Below are 19,239 nucleotides of genomic sequence, written 5' to 3'. Positions count from 1 at the left end.
CGGTTGAGCCTGTTCGACCGGGAGGAACAATCTGAATGAGAGTCTGGGCAGTTGCCAATCAAAAGGGTGGTGTCGGTAAAACCACCACCTCCATCGCTCTAGCCGGTTTGCTGGCTGAGGCGGGCAAGCGCGTGGTCGTGGTTGATCTCGACCCCCACGGCTCCATGACCAGCTACTTCGGCTATGACCCCGACAGCCTGGAACACAGCAGCTACGACCTGTTCCTGCACAAGGGTAGCGTGCCGGCGGGGTTGCCCGGTCAACTGCTGCTGCCCACCAGTGACGAACGCATTTCCCTGTTGCCCTCGAGCACCGCGCTGGCGACCCTTGAGCGTCAGTCACCAGGGCAGAGCGGTCTGGGTCTGGTGATCGCCAAGAGCCTCGCGCAGTTGTGGCAGGATTTTGATTACGCGGTGATCGACAGCCCTCCGTTGCTCGGCGTGCTGATGGTCAATGCCTTGGCGGCCAGCCAGCAGTTGGTGATCCCGGTACAGACTGAACACCTGGCGGTCAAAGGCCTCGAGCGCATGGTCAACACCCTGGCGATGATCAATCGTTCGCGCAAGCAGGCGTTACCATTTTGCATCGTGCCAACCCTGTTCGATCGCCGAACCCAGGCGTCCATGGGCACATTGCGGGTACTGCGCGACATGTATCCCGAGGACATCTGGCAAGGCTACATTCCGGTCGATACCCGTTTGCGCGATGCCAGCCGGGCAGGGCTGACGCCTTCTCGGTTCGACGGCAAAAGTCGTGGGGTTCTGGCCTATCGGTCATTGCTCAAGCACCTGCTTTCCCTGCAACTCGTCCCACAGGTGGCCTGAGATGACGCTTCTTTCTGCGGGGAGTGTTCCAATGAACAGTCCGGTAAAAATCACTACTCGCCCGCAATTGGCGCTGCAGTCTTATCTGGACGCGTTGTTGCAGGACGCGACCGAGGAGCTTGAGCTCGAAGCGTTGACTGAGGTCATAGCGCCGCAAGACACGCTGGATGAGTTTCAAGCCGCCGTGCTGGAAGAGCAGGCCCGTGATGCGCAACAGCGAGGCATGGCCGTTCCGGCTGTAGCTGCCGCCGTGCGGGTGCAGGCGCCGATGCCGATTGCCGTGCCGGTGCTGGAAGCGCCTGCGCCGATTCTCGCGCCGGTTTCACTGGTCGCACCAATGTTGCAAGCGTTGGTCGAGCCGGTGGCCGAAGTCCATCTGCCGCCGAGCAACACACCGCCACCTGTGGAAAACGATGGTCGCCCGTCGTGGGCAGCCGAGCCGTTCGAATGCCTGCTGTTCGATGTGGCCGGTCTGACGCTCGCAGTGCCGCTGGTGTGCCTGGGTTCCATCTATTCCCTGGCCGGTCACGAGTTGACGCCGCTGTTCGGTCAGCCGGAATGGTTCCTCGGGATTCTGCCGAGCCAGGCTGGCAATCTGAAAGTGCTGGATACCGCTCGCTGGGTCATGCCGGATCGTTACCGCGATGATTTCCGCCAGGGCCTGCAATACGTGATCTCGGTTCAGGGCTATGAATGGGGGCTGGCGGTGCATCAGGTCAGCCGTTCCTTGCGCCTGGACCCGAACGAAATCAAATGGCGTAGCCATCGTGGTCAGCGGCCATGGCTGGCCGGCACGGTAATCGAGCATATGTGCGCGTTGCTGGATGTCTCGGAGCTGGCGGAGCTGATCGCCAGTGGCGGTGCCAAACACATGAACGGCCGCAAGCCGATCCACAAACCTACATAACAAGCACCTGGCCGCATACAAGATGCGGTCGGCCAGAACATACACCGCACAGGCGGTTTTTCGAGGGGTCAGGGTATGAATGATAAGGCGTCGTCTGCAAAAGGTTCCGAAGATCCGATCCTGCAATGGGTAACCTTCAAGCTGGACAATGAAACCTACGGCATCAACGTTATGCGCGTTCAGGAAGTCCTGCGTTACACCGAAATCGCCCCTGTGCCGGGTGCGCCAAGCTACGTGCTGGGCATCATCAACCTGCGCGGCAATGTGGTCACCGTGATCGACACCCGCCAGCGCTTTGGTCTGATGAACGCCGAGATCAGCGACAACACCCGTATCGTGATCATCGAAGCCGACAAACAAGTCGTCGGGATCATGGTCGACAGCGTGGCGGAAGTGGTTTACCTGCGTCAGTCCGAGATCGAAACCGCGCCAAACGTCGGTAACGAAGAGTCGGCCAAGTTCATTCAGGGCGTGTGCAACAAGAACAACGAGTTGCTGATCCTGGTCGAGCTGGACAAGATGATGAGCGAAGAAGAGTGGTCGGAACTGGAGAGTATCTGATTGATTCTCGAGGTTGCTGTGATTGTGCTGGGGCTCCTCTGGGTAGGGACCCTGGCAATTTTCCTGGCTTACACCCGTAAACAGCGGCAGCAGGCCATCCTCAAGGCTCAGGGTGATGCGTTGCGTGATCAGCGCATCAAGGATCTGGCAAAGCGCGTTGACGATTACCAGAACGGTAGCGTGCGCATGGGCGAGGACTTGCACGAACTGCGCGCGGTGGTCAGGCCGTTGCCGGACAAACTGACCCAACTGGAGCAGCGCGATCCGACCAGCCTGTCATTTGCCCAGGCTGCACGCCTGGTCGGAATGGGCGCCAGCGTCGACGAATTGACCCAATCCTGCGGATTGACCCAGGCCGAAGCCGAGTTGATGAGCAAGTTGCATAAGGGTTAAAAAAGTGACGCGGTCAACGTAGCAGCTGCCGAAGGCTGCGTTCGGCCGCGGAGCGGTCGCAATCCGGCCGCCTCGGTTATCCTGATATACCGCCAGCAGTGAATTTACGACTGCTGCGCAGCCGAACGCAGCCTTCGCCAGCTGCTACGGGGCCTGCGTTCATCTTGCTGATCAATAATCCTCCCCCCGATCTGTCACATCCCGCTCCACCCTCGGCGCCTGCGGGTCATGGCCTTCGGGGAACTTGCCTTTCAGGTTCCAGGCAAAGGCGATGATCTCGGCGATGGTCCGGTATAACTCCTCCGGAATGCTGTCGCCCAGTTCCATTCTTGCCAATAGTCTTACTAGCTCGGCGTTTTCGTAGATCGGCACTTCATAGTCGCGGGCGATTTTCAGGATCGCTTCGGCCAGTTCGTCGTCGCCCTTGGCGGTGAGGGTCGGGGCCTGGTGGCCATCGTATTTGAGGGCGATGGCCTGGCGGGGTGGGGTGGGGTTTTTCATGCGGTTTCGTCGACCCAGCGTTGTTCGAGACGGGTTTGATTGCCTTGGGGCGCAGTGCCGAGGTGGCAATTCAGGTCGCCTACATTGAGCCCCGACGCCAATAACCGGGCGCGCAAACTGCCCAAATGACTCTCGATCAGGCTGGCGGCGTAGGGGCGTTCGGCCCAGAGCTGGCTGGAGAGCTTTCCCGAAACCAGCTGCGCCTGAACCTGCAGCGGCCCGAGGGGCTCCATGTCGAAGGCCAGCTCAACTCGCCACAACCGCTGTTTTGGCTCGCGCTCGGCGGGTTTTTCGTTGTGTTCCTTTGTCGATGCGTCTTCGCGCTGGAACTTGACCTGCAGCGGCACAATGTCTTGCTGGTTGCGCATGGGGATTTCCAGCTGCCAAGTGGTTTGTAGATTGCCATTGGCGGTGATACCCGTCTGCTCCAGGCTCGACAGTTGATGGCTTTGCAGGCGCGAAACGGCCGCAGCGGCTAAACGCAGCAAGTGTTCCAGGTCGCCTTCGCCCTCCAGGCTTTGCAGTAAACGTGAGGGTAGAGGGAAGTTGGTTGGCTGGGGTTTGGCGCTGACCTGACCGAGGGTGCCGAGGGCGCTGCGCACAAAACCTGGAAGCACCTGAGCCAGGGTATTGGCGGCGATGATCGCGTTGAAACTGGTGTTGCCCGGCAGGTCGGGGGTAATTTGCGCAATCAATCGCAGCAGATTGCCTTTCATGTCCGGTGTCAGCGACGGGTTCTGACCGGCGAGTAATTTCGCTTCAAGGAACAGACCGCTGTTGACCAGTGCCTGGGCCAGTCCTTTTGGCGTGCTCAGTTGCTGAGCGTCCGGCAACCCGGCCAGCAACTGGTCGATCGCGGCGCGCAAGTCGGCCGATGTCGCGTCGGACGGCACCTGGTTTTGCAGCGCGTTGATCAGCCCGTCCAGCGAGCCCTGGCGGCTTTGTTGGGCGATCAATTGTTGCGCCACGGCCAACTGTTCCTGGCGACTGCTCAGCGGCACGAAGCTGAGGGTTTGCGAATCCTGGACCATGGCACTGAGCAACGTGCCGATGCGCAACGGCTGTGGGCTGTCAATGCTCAAGGTGCTACCACTGAGCGCGGTATTGAGCAAACTCACCAGCGAGCGATACACCGCCGGTTGGCCAGTGGCTTGCGGCATCAGTTGGGTGGTCAGTACCTTGCCTTGCAACAAGGTGCCGACCGGTAATTGTGAAGTGTCCAGGCGGGTGAGGGTGGCGACGTTAGAGGCGATGGCCTGCTGCACTGTGATCGCCAGATTGCCGGCCGACGGTTGGCTCACCGCCAGGCTGGTGCCTTGCGGCAGCGGCTGGTTGCTGGTGGCCTGAACCGTGGTCTGGCGACCGCTGTCGAGGGTGACCTTAAGCAGCAACTGAAAAGTCTGATCCGCTTGTTTGAGCGACAGCACTTCAGCCTTGGCAGTTTGCCCGGCGGCGATCAAGCCTTCCAGCGGTTGCGCAAGCGTGAGCAACTCACCACTCACCACGGCCGGGCGCGTGACGCCGGGGCTTGGCTGCGGCAGCGGGAGGATGTTCATTTCGCCTGTCATCGGGTCGCAGCCTGTGGAAATTGCCCTCTTGAGGGCGGGGTACAGCATGTATAATGCCGCCCCGTTATCAGCGGAGTGCTAAAAACATCGCAAATGTTTGACGCAGCTCTCTAGTACAGGCCGCTAATACATCTATTCTGCATCACTATAACGGCCGTTCCACCGCCGACTTGAACCGTAAAGGCCCGCGATCTCTTGACCAGCCCTCTTCTAGAAGCCGTAGCGCTCGCCTGTGAGCGAGACTGGCGGATGCTCTTCGAAAACCTCGAATTTCGTCTGGCGGGCGGCGACATGTTGCAGATCAGCGGCCCCAACGGCAGCGGCAAGACCAGTCTGCTGCGCCTGCTCGCCGGGTTGATGCATCCGACCAGCGGCCAGGTGCTGCTCAATGGCCAGCCGTTGACCGCGCAGCGCAGCGAACTGGCGCGCAACCTGCTGTGGATCGGCCACGCTGCCGGGATCAAGGATTTGCTGACCCCGGAAGAAAACCTCAGCTGGCTCTGCGCCCTGCATCAGCCGGCCAGCCTTGAGGCCATCCGGGAAGCGCTGGCAGCGGTGGGCTTGCGCGGTTTCGAGGATGTGCCGTGTCACACCTTGTCCGCAGGTCAGCAGCGCCGCGTGGCCCTGGCCCGGCTGTATCTGGACAGCCCACCGCTGTGGATCCTTGACGAACCCTTTACCGCCCTCGACAAACAAGGTGTGGCGCAGTTCGAAGAGCATCTGGCCGTTCACTGTGAAAAGGGCGGGATGGTGGTGTTGACCACTCACCACACCTTGAACCGCATGCCTGCCGGTTATCGTGACATCGATTTGGGGCGCTGGGCCGTATGAGTGTTTTCGGACTACTGGTCGCCCGTGAGGCGCGGTTGTTGTTTCGGCGTCCGGCGGAACTGGCCAACCCTCTGGTTTTCTTCGCAATCGTCATCGCGTTGTTTCCGTTGGCGGTCGGTCCTGAGACTCAATTGTTGCAAACCTTGTCTCCGGGACTGGTCTGGGTAGCGGCCTTATTGTCCGTCCTGCTCTCGCTGGACGGGCTTTTTCGCAGTGATTTCGAGGATGGATCACTGGAGCAGTGGGTCCTTTCGCCGCACCCTCTGCCTCTTCTGGTTTTGGCCAAGGCACTGGCACACTGGGCGTTTTCCGGCCTGGCACTGGTTTTGCTCGCACCGTTACTAGCCTTGATGCTCGGTTTGCCTACCGCCTGTCTGCCGGTGTTGCTGCTTTCCCTGTTGCTGGGTACACCGGTGTTGAGCCTGCTCGGTGCGGTGGGCGCGGCGCTGACGGTTGGGTTGAAGCGTGGTGGACTCCTGCTGGCGCTGTTGATTCTGCCGTTGTACATCCCGGTATTGATTCTCGGCAGTGGCGCCTTGCAGGCGGCATTGCAGGGCATGCCGGCGACCGGGTATCTGCTGTGGCTTGGTAGCCTGACTGCCTTGGCGATAACCCTGACACCCTTTGCAATAGCCGCTAGTCTGAAGATCAGCGTCGGCGAATAATGAGGTCTGGTCAGTTTTGATCAGTAAAGACCCTGGCGGCTCGTGATAGCGAGCAGCAACCGTGATGGAAACAGTAATGAACTGGACTTGGTTTCATAAGCTCGGCTCGCCCAAGTGGTTTTACGGCATCAGCGGCAAACTGCTGCCTTGGCTGAGTGTTGCGGCGTTGCTGCTGATTGGCGTCGGTGTGGTCTGGGGCCTGGCGTTCGCGCCGCCGGACTACCAGCAAGGCAACAGCTTTCGGATCATCTACATCCACGTCCCGGCCGCCATGCTGGCGCAGTCCTGCTATGTGATGCTGGCGGTGTGCGGCATTGTCGGACTGGTGTGGAAGATGAAACTGGCCGATGTCGCGCTGCAATGCGCGGCACCGATCGGTGCCTGGATGACCGCCGTGGCGCTGCTCACCGGGGCGATCTGGGGCAAGCCGACCTGGGGCTCGTGGTGGGTCTGGGATGCACGACTGACGTCCATGCTGATTCTGCTGTTTCTGTACTTGGGTCTCATTGCGCTGGGCAATGCCATCAGCAATCGTGACAGCGCGGCCAAGGCCTGTGCGGTGCTGGCAATCGTCGGTGTGATCAACATACCGATCATCAAATACTCGGTGCAATGGTGGAACACACTGCATCAAGGTGCGACATTCAGTCTCACTGAGAAACCGGCCATGCCCGCCGAAATGTGGCTGCCGCTGCTGCTGACTGCACTGGGTTTCTATTGTTTCTTCGGTGCGGTGCTGTTGTTGCGCATGCGCCTTGAAGTGCTCAAGCGTGAAGCCCGCAGCAGCTGGGTCAAGGATCAGGTGCTGAATACTCTGGAGGCTGCACGATGAATTTTGCATCCTTCGGTGATTTTCTCGCCATGGGTCATCACGGTTTATATGTCTGGTCAGCCTATGGCATCTGCTTTGCAGTGCTGGCCCTCAACGTCGCGGCGCCGGTCCTGGCCCGCAAACGTTATCTGCAACAAGAGGCGCGTCGTCTGCGCCGGGAGAACGGCAAGTGAATCCGCTGCGTAAAAAGCGTCTATTGATCATCCTCGCGATCCTGGTAGGGGTCGGAAGTGCCGTTGGCCTGGCCTTGAGCGCCTTGCAGCAGAACATCAATCTGTTCTATACCCCGACCCAGATCGTCAACGGCGAAGCGCCGCAAGACACCCGCATTCGTGCCGGCGGTATGGTCGAGAAGGGTTCGCTGCAACGCTCCGGAGATTCTCTGGACGTGAAATTCATCGTCACCGACTTCAATAAATCCGTCACCATCACGTATCGCGGCATCCTTCCGGATCTGTTCCGCGAAGGGCAGGGCATTGTCGCCCTCGGCAAGCTCAATGGTGATGGCGTGGTTGTGGCCGACGAAGTGCTGGCCAAGCACGACGAGAAGTACATGCCGCCGGAAGTGAGCAAGGCCCTGAAAGACAGCGGTCAGTCGGCGCCTTCACCAGCCAAAGAGGGTTAATCGATGACTTCCGCACTCTTTATTCCCGAGCTGGGCCACCTGGCAATGATCCTGGCCCTGTGCTTTGCCATCGTTCAGGCCATCGTGCCGTTGCTGGGTGCCTGGCGCGGTGATCGGCTGTGGATGGGTCTGGCTCAGCCGGCGGCCTGGGGGCAGTTTACCTTTCTGGTATTCGCTTTCGGCTGCCTGACCTACGCCTTCATGACCGATGACTTCTCTGTCGCCTATGTCGCCAGTAACTCCAACAGCACCTTGCCCTGGTACTACAAGTTCAGCGCCGTATGGGGTGCCCATGAAGGTTCGTTGCTGCTCTGGGCGCTGATCCTCGGTGGCTGGACCTTCGCAGTGTCGGTGTTCTCCCGGCAGTTACCGCAAGTGATGCTGGCGCGGGTGCTGGCAGTAATGGGCATGATCAGCACTGGCTTCCTGCTGTTCCTGATCCTCACCTCCAACCCGTTCGCGCGCATCCTGCCGCAGGTTCCTACCGACGGTCGCGACCTCAACCCGTTACTGCAAGACATTGGTTTGATCGTTCATCCGCCAATGCTCTACATGGGTTATGTCGGTTTCTCCGTGGCGTTCTCCTTTGCCATCGCTGCCTTGCTTGGCGGTCGTCTTGATGCGGCCTGGGCTCGCTGGTCGCGGCCATGGACCATCGTCGCCTGGGCCTTCCTCGGTGTTGGCATCACCCTCGGCTCCTGGTGGGCCTACTACGAACTCGGCTGGGGTGGCTGGTGGTTCTGGGACCCGGTGGAAAACGCTTCCTTCATGCCTTGGCTGGTCGGTACCGCGTTGATTCACTCGCTGGCCGTTACCGAAAAACGTGGCGTGTTCAAAAGCTGGACCGTGCTGTTGGCCATTGCCGCATTCTCCCTGAGCCTGCTGGGAACCTTCCTGGTGCGTTCCGGCGTGCTGACTTCGGTGCATTCCTTCGCCTCTGATCCTGCGCGCGGCGTGTTCATCCTGATCTTCTTGCTGTTCGTGGTCGGCGGTTCGCTGACGTTGTTCGCGTTGCGTGCACCGGTGGTCAAGAGCCATGTCGGCTTCAACCTGTGGTCGCGGGAAACCCTGCTACTGGGCAACAACCTGGTACTGGTCGTCGTCGCGTCAATGATTCTGCTCGGCACCCTGTACCCGCTGGTGCTCGATGCCCTGACCGGCGCCAAGTTGTCGGTCGGCCCGCCGTACTTCAATGCGCTGTTCATTCCGTTGATGGCGCTGCTGATGGTGGTGATGGCGGTCGGGATGCTGGTGCGCTGGAAGGACACCCCGGTCAAATGGCTGGGGAGCATGCTCACCCCTGTGCTGCTCGGCAGTGCCGCGCTGGCCGTGGTGGCCGGCATCGCATATGGCGACTTCAACTGGGCCGTGCTGGCCACCTTCATGCTCGCTGCCTGGGTGTTGTTGGCCGGTGTGCGAGACATCTTCGACAAAACCCGCCACAAAGGCCTGATCAAAGGTCTGCCAACCCTGACCCGTAGCTATTGGGGCATGCAGGTTGCGCACCTTGGGATCGCGGTCTGCGCCTTGGGCGTGGTGCTTTCCAGCCAGAACAGTGCTGAGCGTGATTTGCGTCTGGCGCCGGGCGAATCCATGGACCTGGCCGGTTACCATTTCATCTTCGAAGGCGCCAGGCACTTCGAAGGCCCGAACTTCACCTCCGACAAAGGCGCTATTCGTGTCATTCGCGACGGCAAGGAAGTCACCGTGCTGCACCCGGAAAAACGTCTCTACACTGTGCAGAACTCGATGATGACCGAAGCCGGGATCGACGCCGGTTTCACTCGTGACCTGTACGTTGCCCTGGGCGAACCTCTGGGCGATGGCGCCTGGGCGGTCCGGGTGCACGTCAAACCGTTCGTGCGCTGGATCTGGTTCGGTGGCTTGCTCACTGGTCTGGGTGGCTTGCTGGCGGCGCTGGATCGACGTTATCGGGTCAAGGTGAAAAGCCGTGTGCGGGAAGCACTGGGCATGTCGGGAGCCACTGCATGAAGCGTTGGATAATGTTGTTGCCGCTGGTGTTGTTTCTGGTGGTGGCGGTGTTCCTCTACCGAGGGCTGTACCTGGACCCGGCCGAGCTGCCGTCGGCGATGATTGGCAAGCCATTCCCGGCGTTCTCGTTGCGGTCTGTGCAAGACAGCAAGACCCTGACCCGGGCCGATCTAATCGGCAAACCGGCGTTGGTCAACGTCTGGGCCACCTGGTGCGTTTCCTGCCGGGTCGAACACCCGGTGCTGAACAAACTGGCCCAACAGGGCGTGCTGATCTACGGCATCAACTACAAGGACGACAATGCCGCGGCATTGAAGTGGTTGAGTGAGTTTCACAACCCGTATCAGTTGGATATCCATGACGGGGAGGGCTCTCTGGGCCTGAACCTCGGTGTGTATGGCGCGCCGGAAACCTTCTTCGTCGACAGCAAAGGCATCATCCGCGACAAGTACGTGGGGGTGATCGACGAAGCGGTCTGGCGTGAAAAACTGGCCGCCAAATATCAGGCGCTGGTCGATGAGGCCAAGCCATGAAGCGCTGGATAGCCGCGGCCGTTCTCGGCCTGAGCATCGTAGGTGTGGCTCACGCCGCGATCGACACTTACGAGTTCGCCAATGACGGCGACCGCGAGCGTTTTCGTGAGCTGACCAAAGAGCTGCGTTGCCCCAAGTGCCAGAATCAGGACATCGCTGATTCCAACGCACCGATTGCCGCTGATTTGCGCAAAGAGATTTTCCGCATGCTCGGCGAGGGCAAAGACAATCAGCAGATCATCGACTTCATGGTCGATCGCTACGGCGATTTCGTGCGCTACAAACCGGCCCTGACCTCGAAAACCGCGTTGCTCTGGTTCGGTCCGGCGGGGCTGTTGCTCGGTGGTGTGGTGATCATTGGCGTGATCATCCGCCGGCGTCGCGTACAGCGCACTGATGCCCCGGATACGCTTTCCTTTGATGAGCGCAAGCGCCTCGATCAACTTTTGGATAACGATAAGAATGATTGATTTCTGGCTCGCTGCAGGTCTGCTCTTGTCAGTTGCCCTGAGTTTTCTGCTGATCCCTGTTTTACGCGGCCGCCGTGCCCAGCGTGAAGAGGATCGTACCGCGCTGAACGTTGTGCTTTACCAGGAGCGCGTGGCTGAGTTGCAAACTCAGCAGGAAGAGGGCGTACTCACTCCAGTGCAAATGGACACCGGCCGCGCGGAAGCGGTCCGTGAACTGCTGAACGACACCGAAGGCGCCGACACCGCGCGGGTTTCGCGTTTGGGCAAGCCGCTGCCGTTGCTGGCGGCGATACTGGTGCCGGTGTTGGGCCTTGGTCTGTACCTGCATTTCGGTGCCAGCGACAAGGTCGAACTGACCCGCGAATTCGCCCAGGCGCCGCAATCAATGGAAGAGATGACCCGCCGTCTTGAGCGTGCCGTCGCCGCGCAGCCGGACTCGGCTGAAGGCCTGTACTTCCTCGGTCGAACCTACATGGCCCAGGATCGCCCGGCGGATGCGGCGAAGATCTTCGAGCGCACCGTGGCGTTGGCCGGTCCTCAGCCGGAACTGCTCGGCCAATGGGCTCAGGCGCAGTACTTTGCCGATAACAGAAAATGGTCGGACAAGGTTCAGGCGCTGACTGACGAAGCGCTGAAGGCTGACCCGAAAGAAGTCACCAGCCTTGGCCTGCTGGGCATCGCCGCCTTTGAAGGCGAGCGTTATCAGGACGCCATCGACTACTGGAATCGTTTGCTGGCGCAACTGCCGCCAGATGATAACTCCCGTACTGCGCTGCAAGGCGGGATCGCCCGGGCCAGTGAAAAACTGCAGGCCAGTGGTGGCAAAGTCGCTCAAGCCCCGGCGGTTGTGGCGAAGGTTGCGGCACTGCTCAAGGTTCGTGTCGATCTGGCGGCGGATCTGAAAGCCAAGGTCCAGCCGGGCGACAGTGTATTCATCTTCGCCCGCGCCACCTCCGGCCCACCTGCGCCATTGGCCGCCAAGCGTCTGACCGTTGCTGATTTGCCTGCGACCGTCGAGTTGGGGGATGCCGACGCGATGATGCCGCAGTTGAAACTGTCGAACTTCCCTGAAGTCCAACTGGTTGCGCGCATCTCCCGCGCCGGCCAACCGACTGCCGGCGAATGGATCGGTCGCAGCCAGCCCTTGGCCAGCAGCACCACAGCGTCGCAACAACTGACCATCGACAGCCCGGATAAATAACAGAGAAGTCGCTTATGACCACCATCGCTCGTATCACTCTGCTCAGTCTGGTCCTGGGATTAAGCGCATGTGCGGTCCAGCAGCCGACCACCTTGCCACCCATCCCGCCTTCGGGGCCGGGCACTCAGCCGGTTCCAGCAAAAAAGCCCAGTACGCCGACGACACCCTCGAAACCCGCCAAGTCGCTGCCACGCACGTCCGCCAGCTTCGCCCCACCACCGGGCGGTAATAGCCATTGGGATGCGCGATTGGGTGTCTACGTCCTCGACGATCAGACCAACACCTTCTACCGCCAGCGCACTTACTACCGCTGGAACAACGGCTGGAGCCGCTCCGTCAGCCCGAACGGGCCTTGGGAAGAGACGGATATCCACGGCGTGCCATCGGGATTGGGGCGTCAGTTCCACGATTGAATCGCGTTGCGTGGCCGGTAAGGATCGCAGCCTGGCGACAGTTCCTACACCCACCGAGTACCCCCTGATTCATGGGGGGCGCGGAACTTGCAGGACAGGGCCGGGCGGCGCTTCGCTTGCTGGCGAAGCTTTTGAGCATTACACAGCCGCCAGCGACCCTTTCCCGGATACACTCAAAAACCGCACCAACGCCAACAGCGCAAGCGTGCTGCCGATGATCACGATTCACAACCGCCCACCCTGTTCGTGCAGTGCACTGGCGATCGCAGCACCAAAGGCGCGCCGCTCACCTGTGTCCGACGTCAGCGTCCGATGAGACATTCGCTCAAATCTCGTTAGATAGCTTGCTTGTGCTATCTACACTCTATGAATGTGACCGGCTCTCCAGCGTCTCTCTTGGATGTTTCCTCAAAGGAAGCCAAACCCATGAATCAGATTTGCAGCAGCGTGATACGAAGTACGGCACTGGCGTGGGCCATCATTTTATTGGCATTGATGCCCGCAGGCGCCGCTCAGACCCAGGACGCTCCGGGTATGCGCGTCGCCGTACGCGGTGAAATCATCGAGGTCGCCGGGGACGTGATGCAGGTGCGCGCCAATAGCGGAGAAAACGTGACCATCAACCTCACCCCGAACACCGTGGTGCGCGCGGTGACCCTGGCCAACATCGAAGACATTAAACCTGGCAGCTACATCGGTTCGGCCGCGGTGCCGCAGGCGGATGGGACGCTCAAGGCGCTGGAGGTTCACGTGTTCCCCCCACAAATGGCTGGCACCGGCGATGGCCATCGACCCTTCGATCTGGTCAAGGGCAGCAGCATGACCAATGGTAGCGTCGGTGATCTGGTGGTCAGCAACGGGCGCACCCTGACGGTCAATTACAAGGGCGGCCAACAGACAATCCTGGTGCCGGATGACGTGCCCATCGTCAACCTGGCTCCGGGCGATCGCAGCCTGCTCAAGGTTGGGGTCAAAGTTGTGTTGTTCGCCTCGCAAAGCGTCGATGGTACGCTGACTGCTCAATCGATTTCGGCCGGCAAGGATGGCGTGACGCCACCCATGTGAGCATCTTTCCGGCATGAAAAAGGCGACCCGAAGGTCGCCTTTTTCATGGGAGCCCAGCGCTTATTGCCCGCTGTAGACCTGATCGAAAACTCCACCATCGTTGAAGTGGGTCTTCTGCACGGTTCGCCAGTCACCGAAGGTTTTCTCTACCGAGAGGAAGTCGACTTTCGGGAAGCGGTCGGTGTACTTGGCCAGGACCTTCGGGTCGCGTGGTCGCAGGAAGTTGGCGGCAGCGATTTCCTGACCTTCTGGAGACCAGAGGTACTTCAGGTATTCGTCCGCTGCGGCGCGGGTGCCTTTTTTGTCGACGACTTTATCGACCACGCTCACTGGTGGCTCTGCTTCGGCGGAGACGCTCGGATAGATCACTTCGAACTGGTCGCGACCGAATTCGCGGGCAATCATTTCGGCTTCGTTTTCGAAGGTCACCAGCACGTCGCCAATCTGGTTGGTCATGAAGGTCGTGGTGGCGGCGCGGCCACCGGTGTCGAGTACCGGCGCTTGCTTGAACAGCTTGCCGACGAATTCTTTGGCCTTGTTTTCGTCGCCGCCGTTTTTCAGTACGTAGCCCCACGCCGAGAGGTAGGTGTAGCGGCCGTTGCCGGAAGTTTTCGGGTTCGGCACGATGACTTGCACACCGTCTTTTAGCAGGTCCGGCCAGTCTTTCAGGGCTTTCGGGTTGCCTTTGCGGACGATGAACACGGTGGCCGAGGTAAACGGCGCGCTGTGGTCCGGCAGGCGGGTGACCCAGTTGTCGGGAACCAGTTTGCCATTGTCGGCCAAAGCGTTGATGTCGGTGGCCATGTTCATCGTGATGACGTCAGCCGGCAGGCCGTCGATGACCGACCGGGCTTGTTTGCTGGAACCGCCGAAGGACATCTGCAGGGTGATGTTTTCGTTGTGCTCGGCTTGCCAGTGTTTCTGGAAGGCAGTGTTGTAGTCTTTGTAGAAATCTCGCATCACGTCGTAGGAAACGTTGAGCAGGGTCGGTGCGGCCTGAGCCACGCTACCCAAGGCCAGGCCAGCGGCCAAAAGTGAGGCGCTAAAGAGTCTTTTCACTGCGCATTCCTTGTTCTATTAAAAGTGATGCAAGTTGCCAGCGACTATAGCCGGGGCTTCATATCTCTTTAAAGATTAAAAAGAACTTTGCTTATTCTATTTTTTTGAATAGCGCATTGCCGCAACGTGAACAGAACGCTGCGTCGTGTTCATGATTGTTTTTTGGGCACACCGGGCAGTTGTGCTGCAACTGGGCGCCGCGCATGGCGCTGGCCAGTTCCGCAGTGAAAATCCCGGTGGGCACGGCGATAATCGAGTAGCCGGTGATCATCACCATGGCCGAGATCACTTGTCCCAGTGACGTCTTGGGCACGATATCGCCATAACCGACGGTGGTCAGAGTGACGATCGCCCAGTAGATCCCCTTGGGGATGCTGGTAAAGCCGTGTTCAGGGCCCTCGACCACGTACATCAGCGTTCCGAACACGGTCACCAGGGTGCAGACGCTGAGCAGGAACACGAGGATTTTCTGTTTGCTGCCGCGCAGGGCATCCAGCAGGTAGTTGGCCTGTTTCAGGTACGGGCTGAGCTTGAGTACGCGGAAAATCCGCAGCATCCGGATGATCCGGATGATCAGCAGGTACTGAGCGTCGCTGTAGTACAGCGCGAGGATCCCCGGGACGATGGCCAGCAGGTCCACCAGTCCGTAGAAGCTGAAGGCGTAACGCAGCGGCTTGGGCGAGCAGTACAGACGCAAGCCGTACTCGATGACGAAGATGACCGTGAAGCCCCACTCGATGTAGGCCAGCAGGTCTGCGTAGTTTTGATGGACGCTGTTGATGCTGTCGAGGATCACGATCACCAGACTGGCGAGGATGATTAACAGCAGTGCGCTGTCGAAACGTCTTCCGGCCATCGTGTCGGTCTGGAAAATCATGACGTAAAGCGGTTCACGCCAGTTTTTGCTGCTGTTCATGGAGAGCGCCTGAAGCAATGATCAGCGCAGCCTAGGGTGATTGTCCCTGATAGCGCAAGGCGCACTGTCCACGGCGGCCTGACGCAGTACGCGGGTGCCGGCGCGGATCAGCCAGCAGGCGAGGATGAAGGGTGCGGTGAGCGCCGATAGGCCCAAGGCGCTGAAGCCGGGTGTCAGCAGTATGGCCAGGGCAATGCCGAACAACGGTAGCCAGGGTTGGCGACGTTGCTGGCTGAAGGCAAGGGCGGCGAGCACTGCGTTGTAACCGCTCAAACCCAGCAGCGCGTTTGACGTTTCGTGATGCAGCAAGGCAAAGCACAGACCCGCGGCAGAACCCAGCAGCGCCCATAAGAAAGCGCGGCGGTCGGCGATCAGCAATCCGATAGCAATCAGTGCACCGGCCAGCGGATGACCCAGAAACATGACCTGACCAAGCCCTTTCAACGAGGCTGCGACCAGGTTGAGGGTGTTCATTTCAATCAAGGGTGCAGGAGACTGGGGTGCAGCAAAGTTCAGGAGTAACCAGCTCAATCCAACGAAGGGCGCGGTGTAGGCGGGCAGGCAATGCTGATCGCGGGCGCGCTTGAGCCATTGCTGAGTGAGTATCGCACTCAGGCCACCGCAGGCGATGATCAGCGGCGGCAACATCGCTGACCAGGGGAAATAAAGGCTCAGCAGCAAGCCGAGCAAAACACCGTTGTAACTGAACAGACCGGCCTGACGCTCAGCCTTGGCATAACCGCGACGTTGCGCGGTGAGCAACCCGGCGACACCGCCCAGCAGCGCACCGCCGAGCAAGGCTGGAGCAGTAAACAGAATGGCCAGCAGGCACAGCAGACCAAACAGCGGATGGCGCTGGAGGAAAATCTGGCTGAAGCCGTTGAGCAGGGCAGTGGCCCAGTCGGGGCAGTGGGTGTTGAAGTGGTTTGAGGGCATTTCGAGTCTATGTCTGGTAAACCGAGGCGCCCCCATCGCGAGCAGGCTCGCTCCCACACTGAATCTTTGTTCAGTTGTCAGATCTGCGAACAACACAAATCAACTGTGGGAGCGAGCCTGCTCGCGATGAGGCCGGAACAGGCGCTAAATCAACGTCTCGATGCGCAACGAGTTAGTTGATCCCGGCTGACCGAAAGGCACACCCGCAGTGATCAACAACGTGTCGCCACGCTTGGCCATGCCTTGCGCCTGGGCGATTTCCAGGGCCGTGGAGCAAACTTCGTCAACCTGACGCAATCGATCATTGACCACCGAGTGCACACCCCAGGCCACGGTCAGGCGGCGTGCGGTTTGCAGGTTTGGTGTCAGGTTGAGAATTGGCACTGTCGGTCGTTCCCGCGCTGCCCGCAAACTGGAGCTGCCGGATTCGCTGTAGTTCACCAGCACCGCCACTGGCAGGATGCTGCTGATGCGGCGGATCGCACAGCTGATGGCGTCGGACACCGTGGCTTCGGCCTGAGGCCGGCCGACGTCCAGTTGCGCCTGATAATCCGGGCCGCTTTCGACCTGGCGGATGATCTTGCTCATCATCTGCACCGCTTCCAGCGGGTAATCACCGGACGCGGTTTCTGCCGAGAGCATCACCGCGTCGGTACCCTCGGCCACGGCGTTGGCAACGTCAGTGACTTCGGCGCGGGTCGGTGCCGGGGAGAAGCGCATCGACTCGAGCATCTGCGTCGCCACCACCACGGGTTTGCCGAGCTGGCGGCAGATAGTGATGATGTTCTTCTGAATCTGCGGCACGCTTTCGGCCGGCACTTCCACGCCCAGATCGCCACGGGCAACCATGATCGCGTCGCTCAGCCCGGCAATTTCTCGCAAGTGTTCGACGGCTGACGGCTTCTCGATTTTCGCCATCAGAAAGGCTTTGTCGCCGATCAGTTCGCGGGCTTCGAGGATGTCTGCCGGACGCTGCACAAACGACAGCGCTACCCAGTCCACACCCAGCTCCAGGCCGAAGCTCAGGTCGCGACGGTCCTTGGCGGTCAGTGGGCTCAATTCGAGCAGGGCTTGCGGGACGTTGACGCCTTTACGGTCAGACAGCTCGCCGCCGTTGAGCACCGTAGTGTCGATGGCATCGGCATGTTTGGCGGTCACTCGCAGGCGTAGCTTGCCGTCGTCCAGCAGCAGGTCCATGCCCGGTTCCAGCGCGGCGATGATTTCCGGGTGGGGCAGGTTGACCCGGCGTTGATCGCCGGGCGTTGCGTCCAGGTCCAGACGCAGGGCTTGACCGCGCATCAGTTGAACCTTGCCCTCGGCAAACTTCCCGACCCGCAGTTTCGGACCTTGCAGGTCCATCAGAATCCCCAGCGGGTAATTCAGCTGTTTCTCGACTTCGCGAATCCACTGGTAGCGCTGAGCATGATCAGCGTGGTCGCCATGGCTGAAATTGAGGCGAAAGATGTTCACCCCGGCTTCGACCAGCTCACGGATATCGTCGATTCCGTCTGTGGCAGGGCCAAGGGTGGCGAGGATTTTGACCTTCTTGTCAGGCGTCATGTTTAGGGCTCTCGAGAATCAGGATGGCGCGAAAGTCGTTGACGTTGGTGCGGGTCGGTTCGGTGACGATCAACGCATCCAGCGCGGCGAAGTAGCCATAGCCGTTGTTGTTGTCCAGCTCATCGCTGGCGCTCAGACCCAGGGCGGCGGCGCGAGCGTAGCTGTCCGGGGTCATGATGGCGCCGGCATTGTCTTCGGAACCGTCAATGCCATCGGTGTCGCCGGCCAGCGCATAGACGCCGGGCAGACCCTTGAGGTTATCGGTGAGGCTGAGCAGGAACTCGGCGTTGCGCCCGCCGCGGCCATTGCCACGCACGGTGACGGTGGTTTCACCGCCAGAGAGAATCACACACGGCGCCGCCAGTGGCTGGCCGTGGAGCACAACCTGGCGTGCGATCCCGGCGTGGACCTTGGCCACTTCCCGGGACTCGCCTTCCAGGTCGCCGAGAATCAACGGGCTGAAACCGGCCTGACGAGCTTTCACCGCCGCCGCTTGCAACGATTGCTGCGGTCGCGCGATCAGCTGGAAGTGACTGCGGGTCAGGCCCGGATCACCAGGTTTGACCGTTTCCGATTCGGCGCTTTGCAGCCAGCTGCGCACGGTCGCCGGAACATCAATGGCATAGCGCTTGAGAATAGCCAGGGCTTCGGCCGAGGTGCTCGGGTCGGCCACGGTCGGCCCGGAGGCGATCACCGTTGCCAGGTCGCCCGGTACATCGGAAATCGCGTAGGTGTAGACCGTCGCTGGCCAGCAGGCCTTGGCCAGGCGGCCGCCCTTGATCGCCGAGAGGTGCTTGCGCACGCAGTTCATCTCGCCGATGGTGGCACCGGATTTGAGCAGGGCTTTGTTGATCGACTGTTTGTCGGCAAGTGTGATCCCGGCCGCCGGCAGTGCCAGCAATGCCGAGCCGCCGCCCGAGAGCAGGAAGATCACCCGGTCGTCTTCAGTCAGATCGCTGACCAGTTCCAGCACCCGTTTTGCCACGGCCAGACCGGCCGCGTCAGGCACCGGGTGGGCGGCTTCGACTACTTCGATTTTGTCGCAAGGGGCGCCGTGACCGTAGCGGGTCACTACCAGTCCCGAGACTTCGCCCTGCCAGCAACGCTCGACCACTTGCGCCATGGCCGCGGCGGCTTTACCCGCGCCAATCACGATCACCCGACCACTTCGATCGCTGGGCAAATGGGCTTCAAGGACGTGCTGCGGGTGGGCGGCGTCGATGGCTGTGGCGAACAGCTCACGCAGAAATTGTTGCGGATCGACCGACATGGCGGGCTCCCAATCTTATTGTTTTGGCTGATCGTTCCCATGCTCTGCGTGGGAATGCCTCAATGGACGCTCTGCGTCCGCTTCGGCGGTGACGCGGAGCGTCACGGGATGCATTCC

At 60.4% G+C, this 19,239-nt stretch carries 22 protein-coding genes; 15 read left to right on the top strand and 7 right to left on the bottom strand.

Annotation, left to right across the window (positions count from 1 at the left end; translation table 11 throughout):
• The first annotated feature begins 35 nt into the window (after positions 1–35).
• The 4 genes from AC07VR_RS19160 to AC07VR_RS19145 all read left to right on the top strand — a co-directional run bounded on the left by AC07VR_RS19160 (position 36) and on the right by AC07VR_RS19145 (position 2,685).
• Positions 36–824 (top strand): ParA family protein, encoded by a 789-nt coding sequence (locus AC07VR_RS19160; RefSeq protein ID WP_494994196.1) that lies wholly within the window; start codon positions 36–38, stop codon positions 822–824.
• 31 nt (positions 825–855) lie between these two features.
• A complete protein-coding gene (locus AC07VR_RS19155) occupies positions 856–1,731 on the top strand; it encodes a CheW domain-containing protein (protein WP_495012201.1) in 876 nt (291 codons plus the stop codon).
• A 75-nt stretch (positions 1,732–1,806) separates the two neighbouring features.
• The gene (locus AC07VR_RS19150; RefSeq protein WP_008024622.1) at positions 1,807–2,292 is read left to right on the top strand and encodes a chemotaxis protein CheW; all 486 of its coding nucleotides are present in this window, start codon (positions 1,807–1,809) and stop codon (positions 2,290–2,292) included.
• Positions 2,293–2,685 carry a DUF2802 domain-containing protein gene (locus tag AC07VR_RS19145; protein ID WP_494994194.1) on the top strand — a complete coding sequence of 131 codons (393 nt, stop codon included), beginning with the start codon at positions 2,293–2,295 and terminating at the stop codon, positions 2,683–2,685.
• A gap of 171 nt (positions 2,686–2,856) precedes the next feature.
• On the opposite strand, the gene AC07VR_RS19140 is transcribed toward AC07VR_RS19145, so the two are convergent.
• Positions 2,857–3,186 carry an EscU/YscU/HrcU family type III secretion system export apparatus switch protein gene (locus AC07VR_RS19140; protein ID WP_495012200.1) on the bottom strand — a complete coding sequence of 110 codons (330 nt, stop codon included), beginning with the start codon at positions 3,184–3,186 and terminating at the stop codon, positions 2,857–2,859.
• Positions 3,183–4,754 (bottom strand): flagellar hook-length control protein FliK, encoded by a 1,572-nt coding sequence (gene fliK, locus AC07VR_RS19135; RefSeq protein WP_495012199.1) that lies wholly within the window; start codon positions 4,752–4,754, stop codon positions 3,183–3,185. The genes AC07VR_RS19140 and fliK overlap by 4 nt, the downstream gene beginning before the upstream one ends.
• A 249-nt stretch (positions 4,755–5,003) precedes the next feature.
• On the opposite strand from fliK, the gene ccmA reads away from it, so the two are divergent.
• The 11 genes from ccmA to AC07VR_RS19080 all read left to right on the top strand — a co-directional run bounded on the left by ccmA (position 5,004) and on the right by AC07VR_RS19080 (position 13,381).
• Entirely contained in the window at positions 5,004–5,585 is a 582-nt protein-coding gene (gene ccmA, locus AC07VR_RS19130; protein WP_495012198.1) for a cytochrome c biogenesis heme-transporting ATPase CcmA, read from the top strand.
• Positions 5,582–6,250 (top strand): heme exporter protein CcmB, encoded by a 669-nt coding sequence (ccmB, locus tag AC07VR_RS19125; RefSeq protein WP_494994190.1) that lies wholly within the window; start codon positions 5,582–5,584, stop codon positions 6,248–6,250. Before ccmA ends, ccmB begins: the two co-directional genes overlap by 4 nt.
• 76 nt (positions 6,251–6,326) lie before the next feature.
• Positions 6,327–7,082: a heme ABC transporter permease gene (locus AC07VR_RS19120; RefSeq protein WP_494994189.1), complete on the top strand. Its 756-nt coding sequence runs from the start codon at positions 6,327–6,329 to the stop codon at positions 7,080–7,082.
• A complete protein-coding gene (gene ccmD, locus AC07VR_RS19115) occupies positions 7,079–7,255 on the top strand; it encodes a heme exporter protein CcmD (protein WP_494994188.1) in 177 nt (58 codons plus the stop codon). Before AC07VR_RS19120 ends, ccmD begins: the two co-directional genes overlap by 4 nt.
• Entirely contained in the window at positions 7,252–7,707 is a 456-nt protein-coding gene (gene ccmE, locus AC07VR_RS19110; protein WP_494994187.1) for a cytochrome c maturation protein CcmE, read from the top strand. Before ccmD ends, ccmE begins: the two co-directional genes overlap by 4 nt.
• Positions 7,708–7,710: 3 nt before the next feature.
• Entirely contained in the window at positions 7,711–9,699 is a 1,989-nt protein-coding gene (locus tag AC07VR_RS19105) for a heme lyase CcmF/NrfE family subunit (protein WP_494994186.1), read from the top strand.
• Positions 9,696–10,232, top strand: coding sequence for a DsbE family thiol:disulfide interchange protein (locus AC07VR_RS19100; protein ID WP_495012197.1), 537 nt, complete (start codon positions 9,696–9,698; stop codon positions 10,230–10,232). The genes AC07VR_RS19105 and AC07VR_RS19100 overlap by 4 nt, the downstream gene beginning before the upstream one ends.
• Positions 10,229–10,702 (top strand): cytochrome c-type biogenesis protein, encoded by a 474-nt coding sequence (locus tag AC07VR_RS19095; protein WP_494994184.1) that lies wholly within the window; start codon positions 10,229–10,231, stop codon positions 10,700–10,702. Before AC07VR_RS19100 ends, AC07VR_RS19095 begins: the two co-directional genes overlap by 4 nt.
• A complete protein-coding gene (gene ccmI, locus AC07VR_RS19090; RefSeq protein WP_494994183.1) occupies positions 10,695–11,903 on the top strand; it encodes a c-type cytochrome biogenesis protein CcmI in 1,209 nt (402 codons plus the stop codon). The genes AC07VR_RS19095 and ccmI overlap by 8 nt, the downstream gene beginning before the upstream one ends.
• A gap of 14 nt (positions 11,904–11,917) precedes the next feature.
• Positions 11,918–12,316: a hypothetical protein gene (locus AC07VR_RS19085; RefSeq protein ID WP_495012196.1), complete on the top strand. Its 399-nt coding sequence runs from the start codon at positions 11,918–11,920 to the stop codon at positions 12,314–12,316.
• Between the two features lie 495 nt (positions 12,317–12,811).
• Positions 12,812–13,381 carry a hypothetical protein gene (locus tag AC07VR_RS19080; protein WP_494994293.1) on the top strand — a complete coding sequence of 190 codons (570 nt, stop codon included), beginning with the start codon at positions 12,812–12,814 and terminating at the stop codon, positions 13,379–13,381.
• Between the two features lie 60 nt (positions 13,382–13,441).
• Here AC07VR_RS19080 and AC07VR_RS19075 read toward each other — a convergent pair whose 3' ends face one another.
• The 5 genes from AC07VR_RS19075 to AC07VR_RS19055 all read right to left on the bottom strand — a co-directional run bounded on the left by AC07VR_RS19075 (position 13,442) and on the right by AC07VR_RS19055 (position 19,122).
• Positions 13,442–14,440 carry a sulfate ABC transporter substrate-binding protein gene (locus tag AC07VR_RS19075; RefSeq protein ID WP_495012195.1) on the bottom strand — a complete coding sequence of 333 codons (999 nt, stop codon included), beginning with the start codon at positions 14,438–14,440 and terminating at the stop codon, positions 13,442–13,444.
• Positions 14,441–14,531: 91 nt separating this feature from the next.
• Positions 14,532–15,356, bottom strand: coding sequence for an ion transporter (locus tag AC07VR_RS19070; RefSeq protein ID WP_495012194.1), 825 nt, complete (start codon positions 15,354–15,356; stop codon positions 14,532–14,534).
• A gap of 21 nt (positions 15,357–15,377) precedes the next feature.
• The gene (locus tag AC07VR_RS19065; RefSeq protein ID WP_494994179.1) at positions 15,378–16,292 is read right to left on the bottom strand and encodes an urea transporter; all 915 of its coding nucleotides are present in this window, start codon (positions 16,290–16,292) and stop codon (positions 15,378–15,380) included.
• Positions 16,293–16,436: 144 nt separating this feature from the next.
• A complete protein-coding gene (gene pyk, locus AC07VR_RS19060; protein ID WP_495012193.1) occupies positions 16,437–17,852 on the bottom strand; it encodes a pyruvate kinase in 1,416 nt (471 codons plus the stop codon).
• Entirely contained in the window at positions 17,842–19,122 is a 1,281-nt protein-coding gene (locus AC07VR_RS19055) for a glycerate kinase type-2 family protein (RefSeq protein ID WP_495012192.1), read from the bottom strand. Before AC07VR_RS19055 ends, pyk begins: the two co-directional genes overlap by 11 nt.
• Positions 19,123–19,239: the final 117 nt, after the last annotated feature.

This window comes from Pseudomonas sp. GW821-FHT02H09 (genome assembly GCF_059421425.1).
This window is presented reverse-complemented; position numbering and strand designations above follow the sequence as displayed.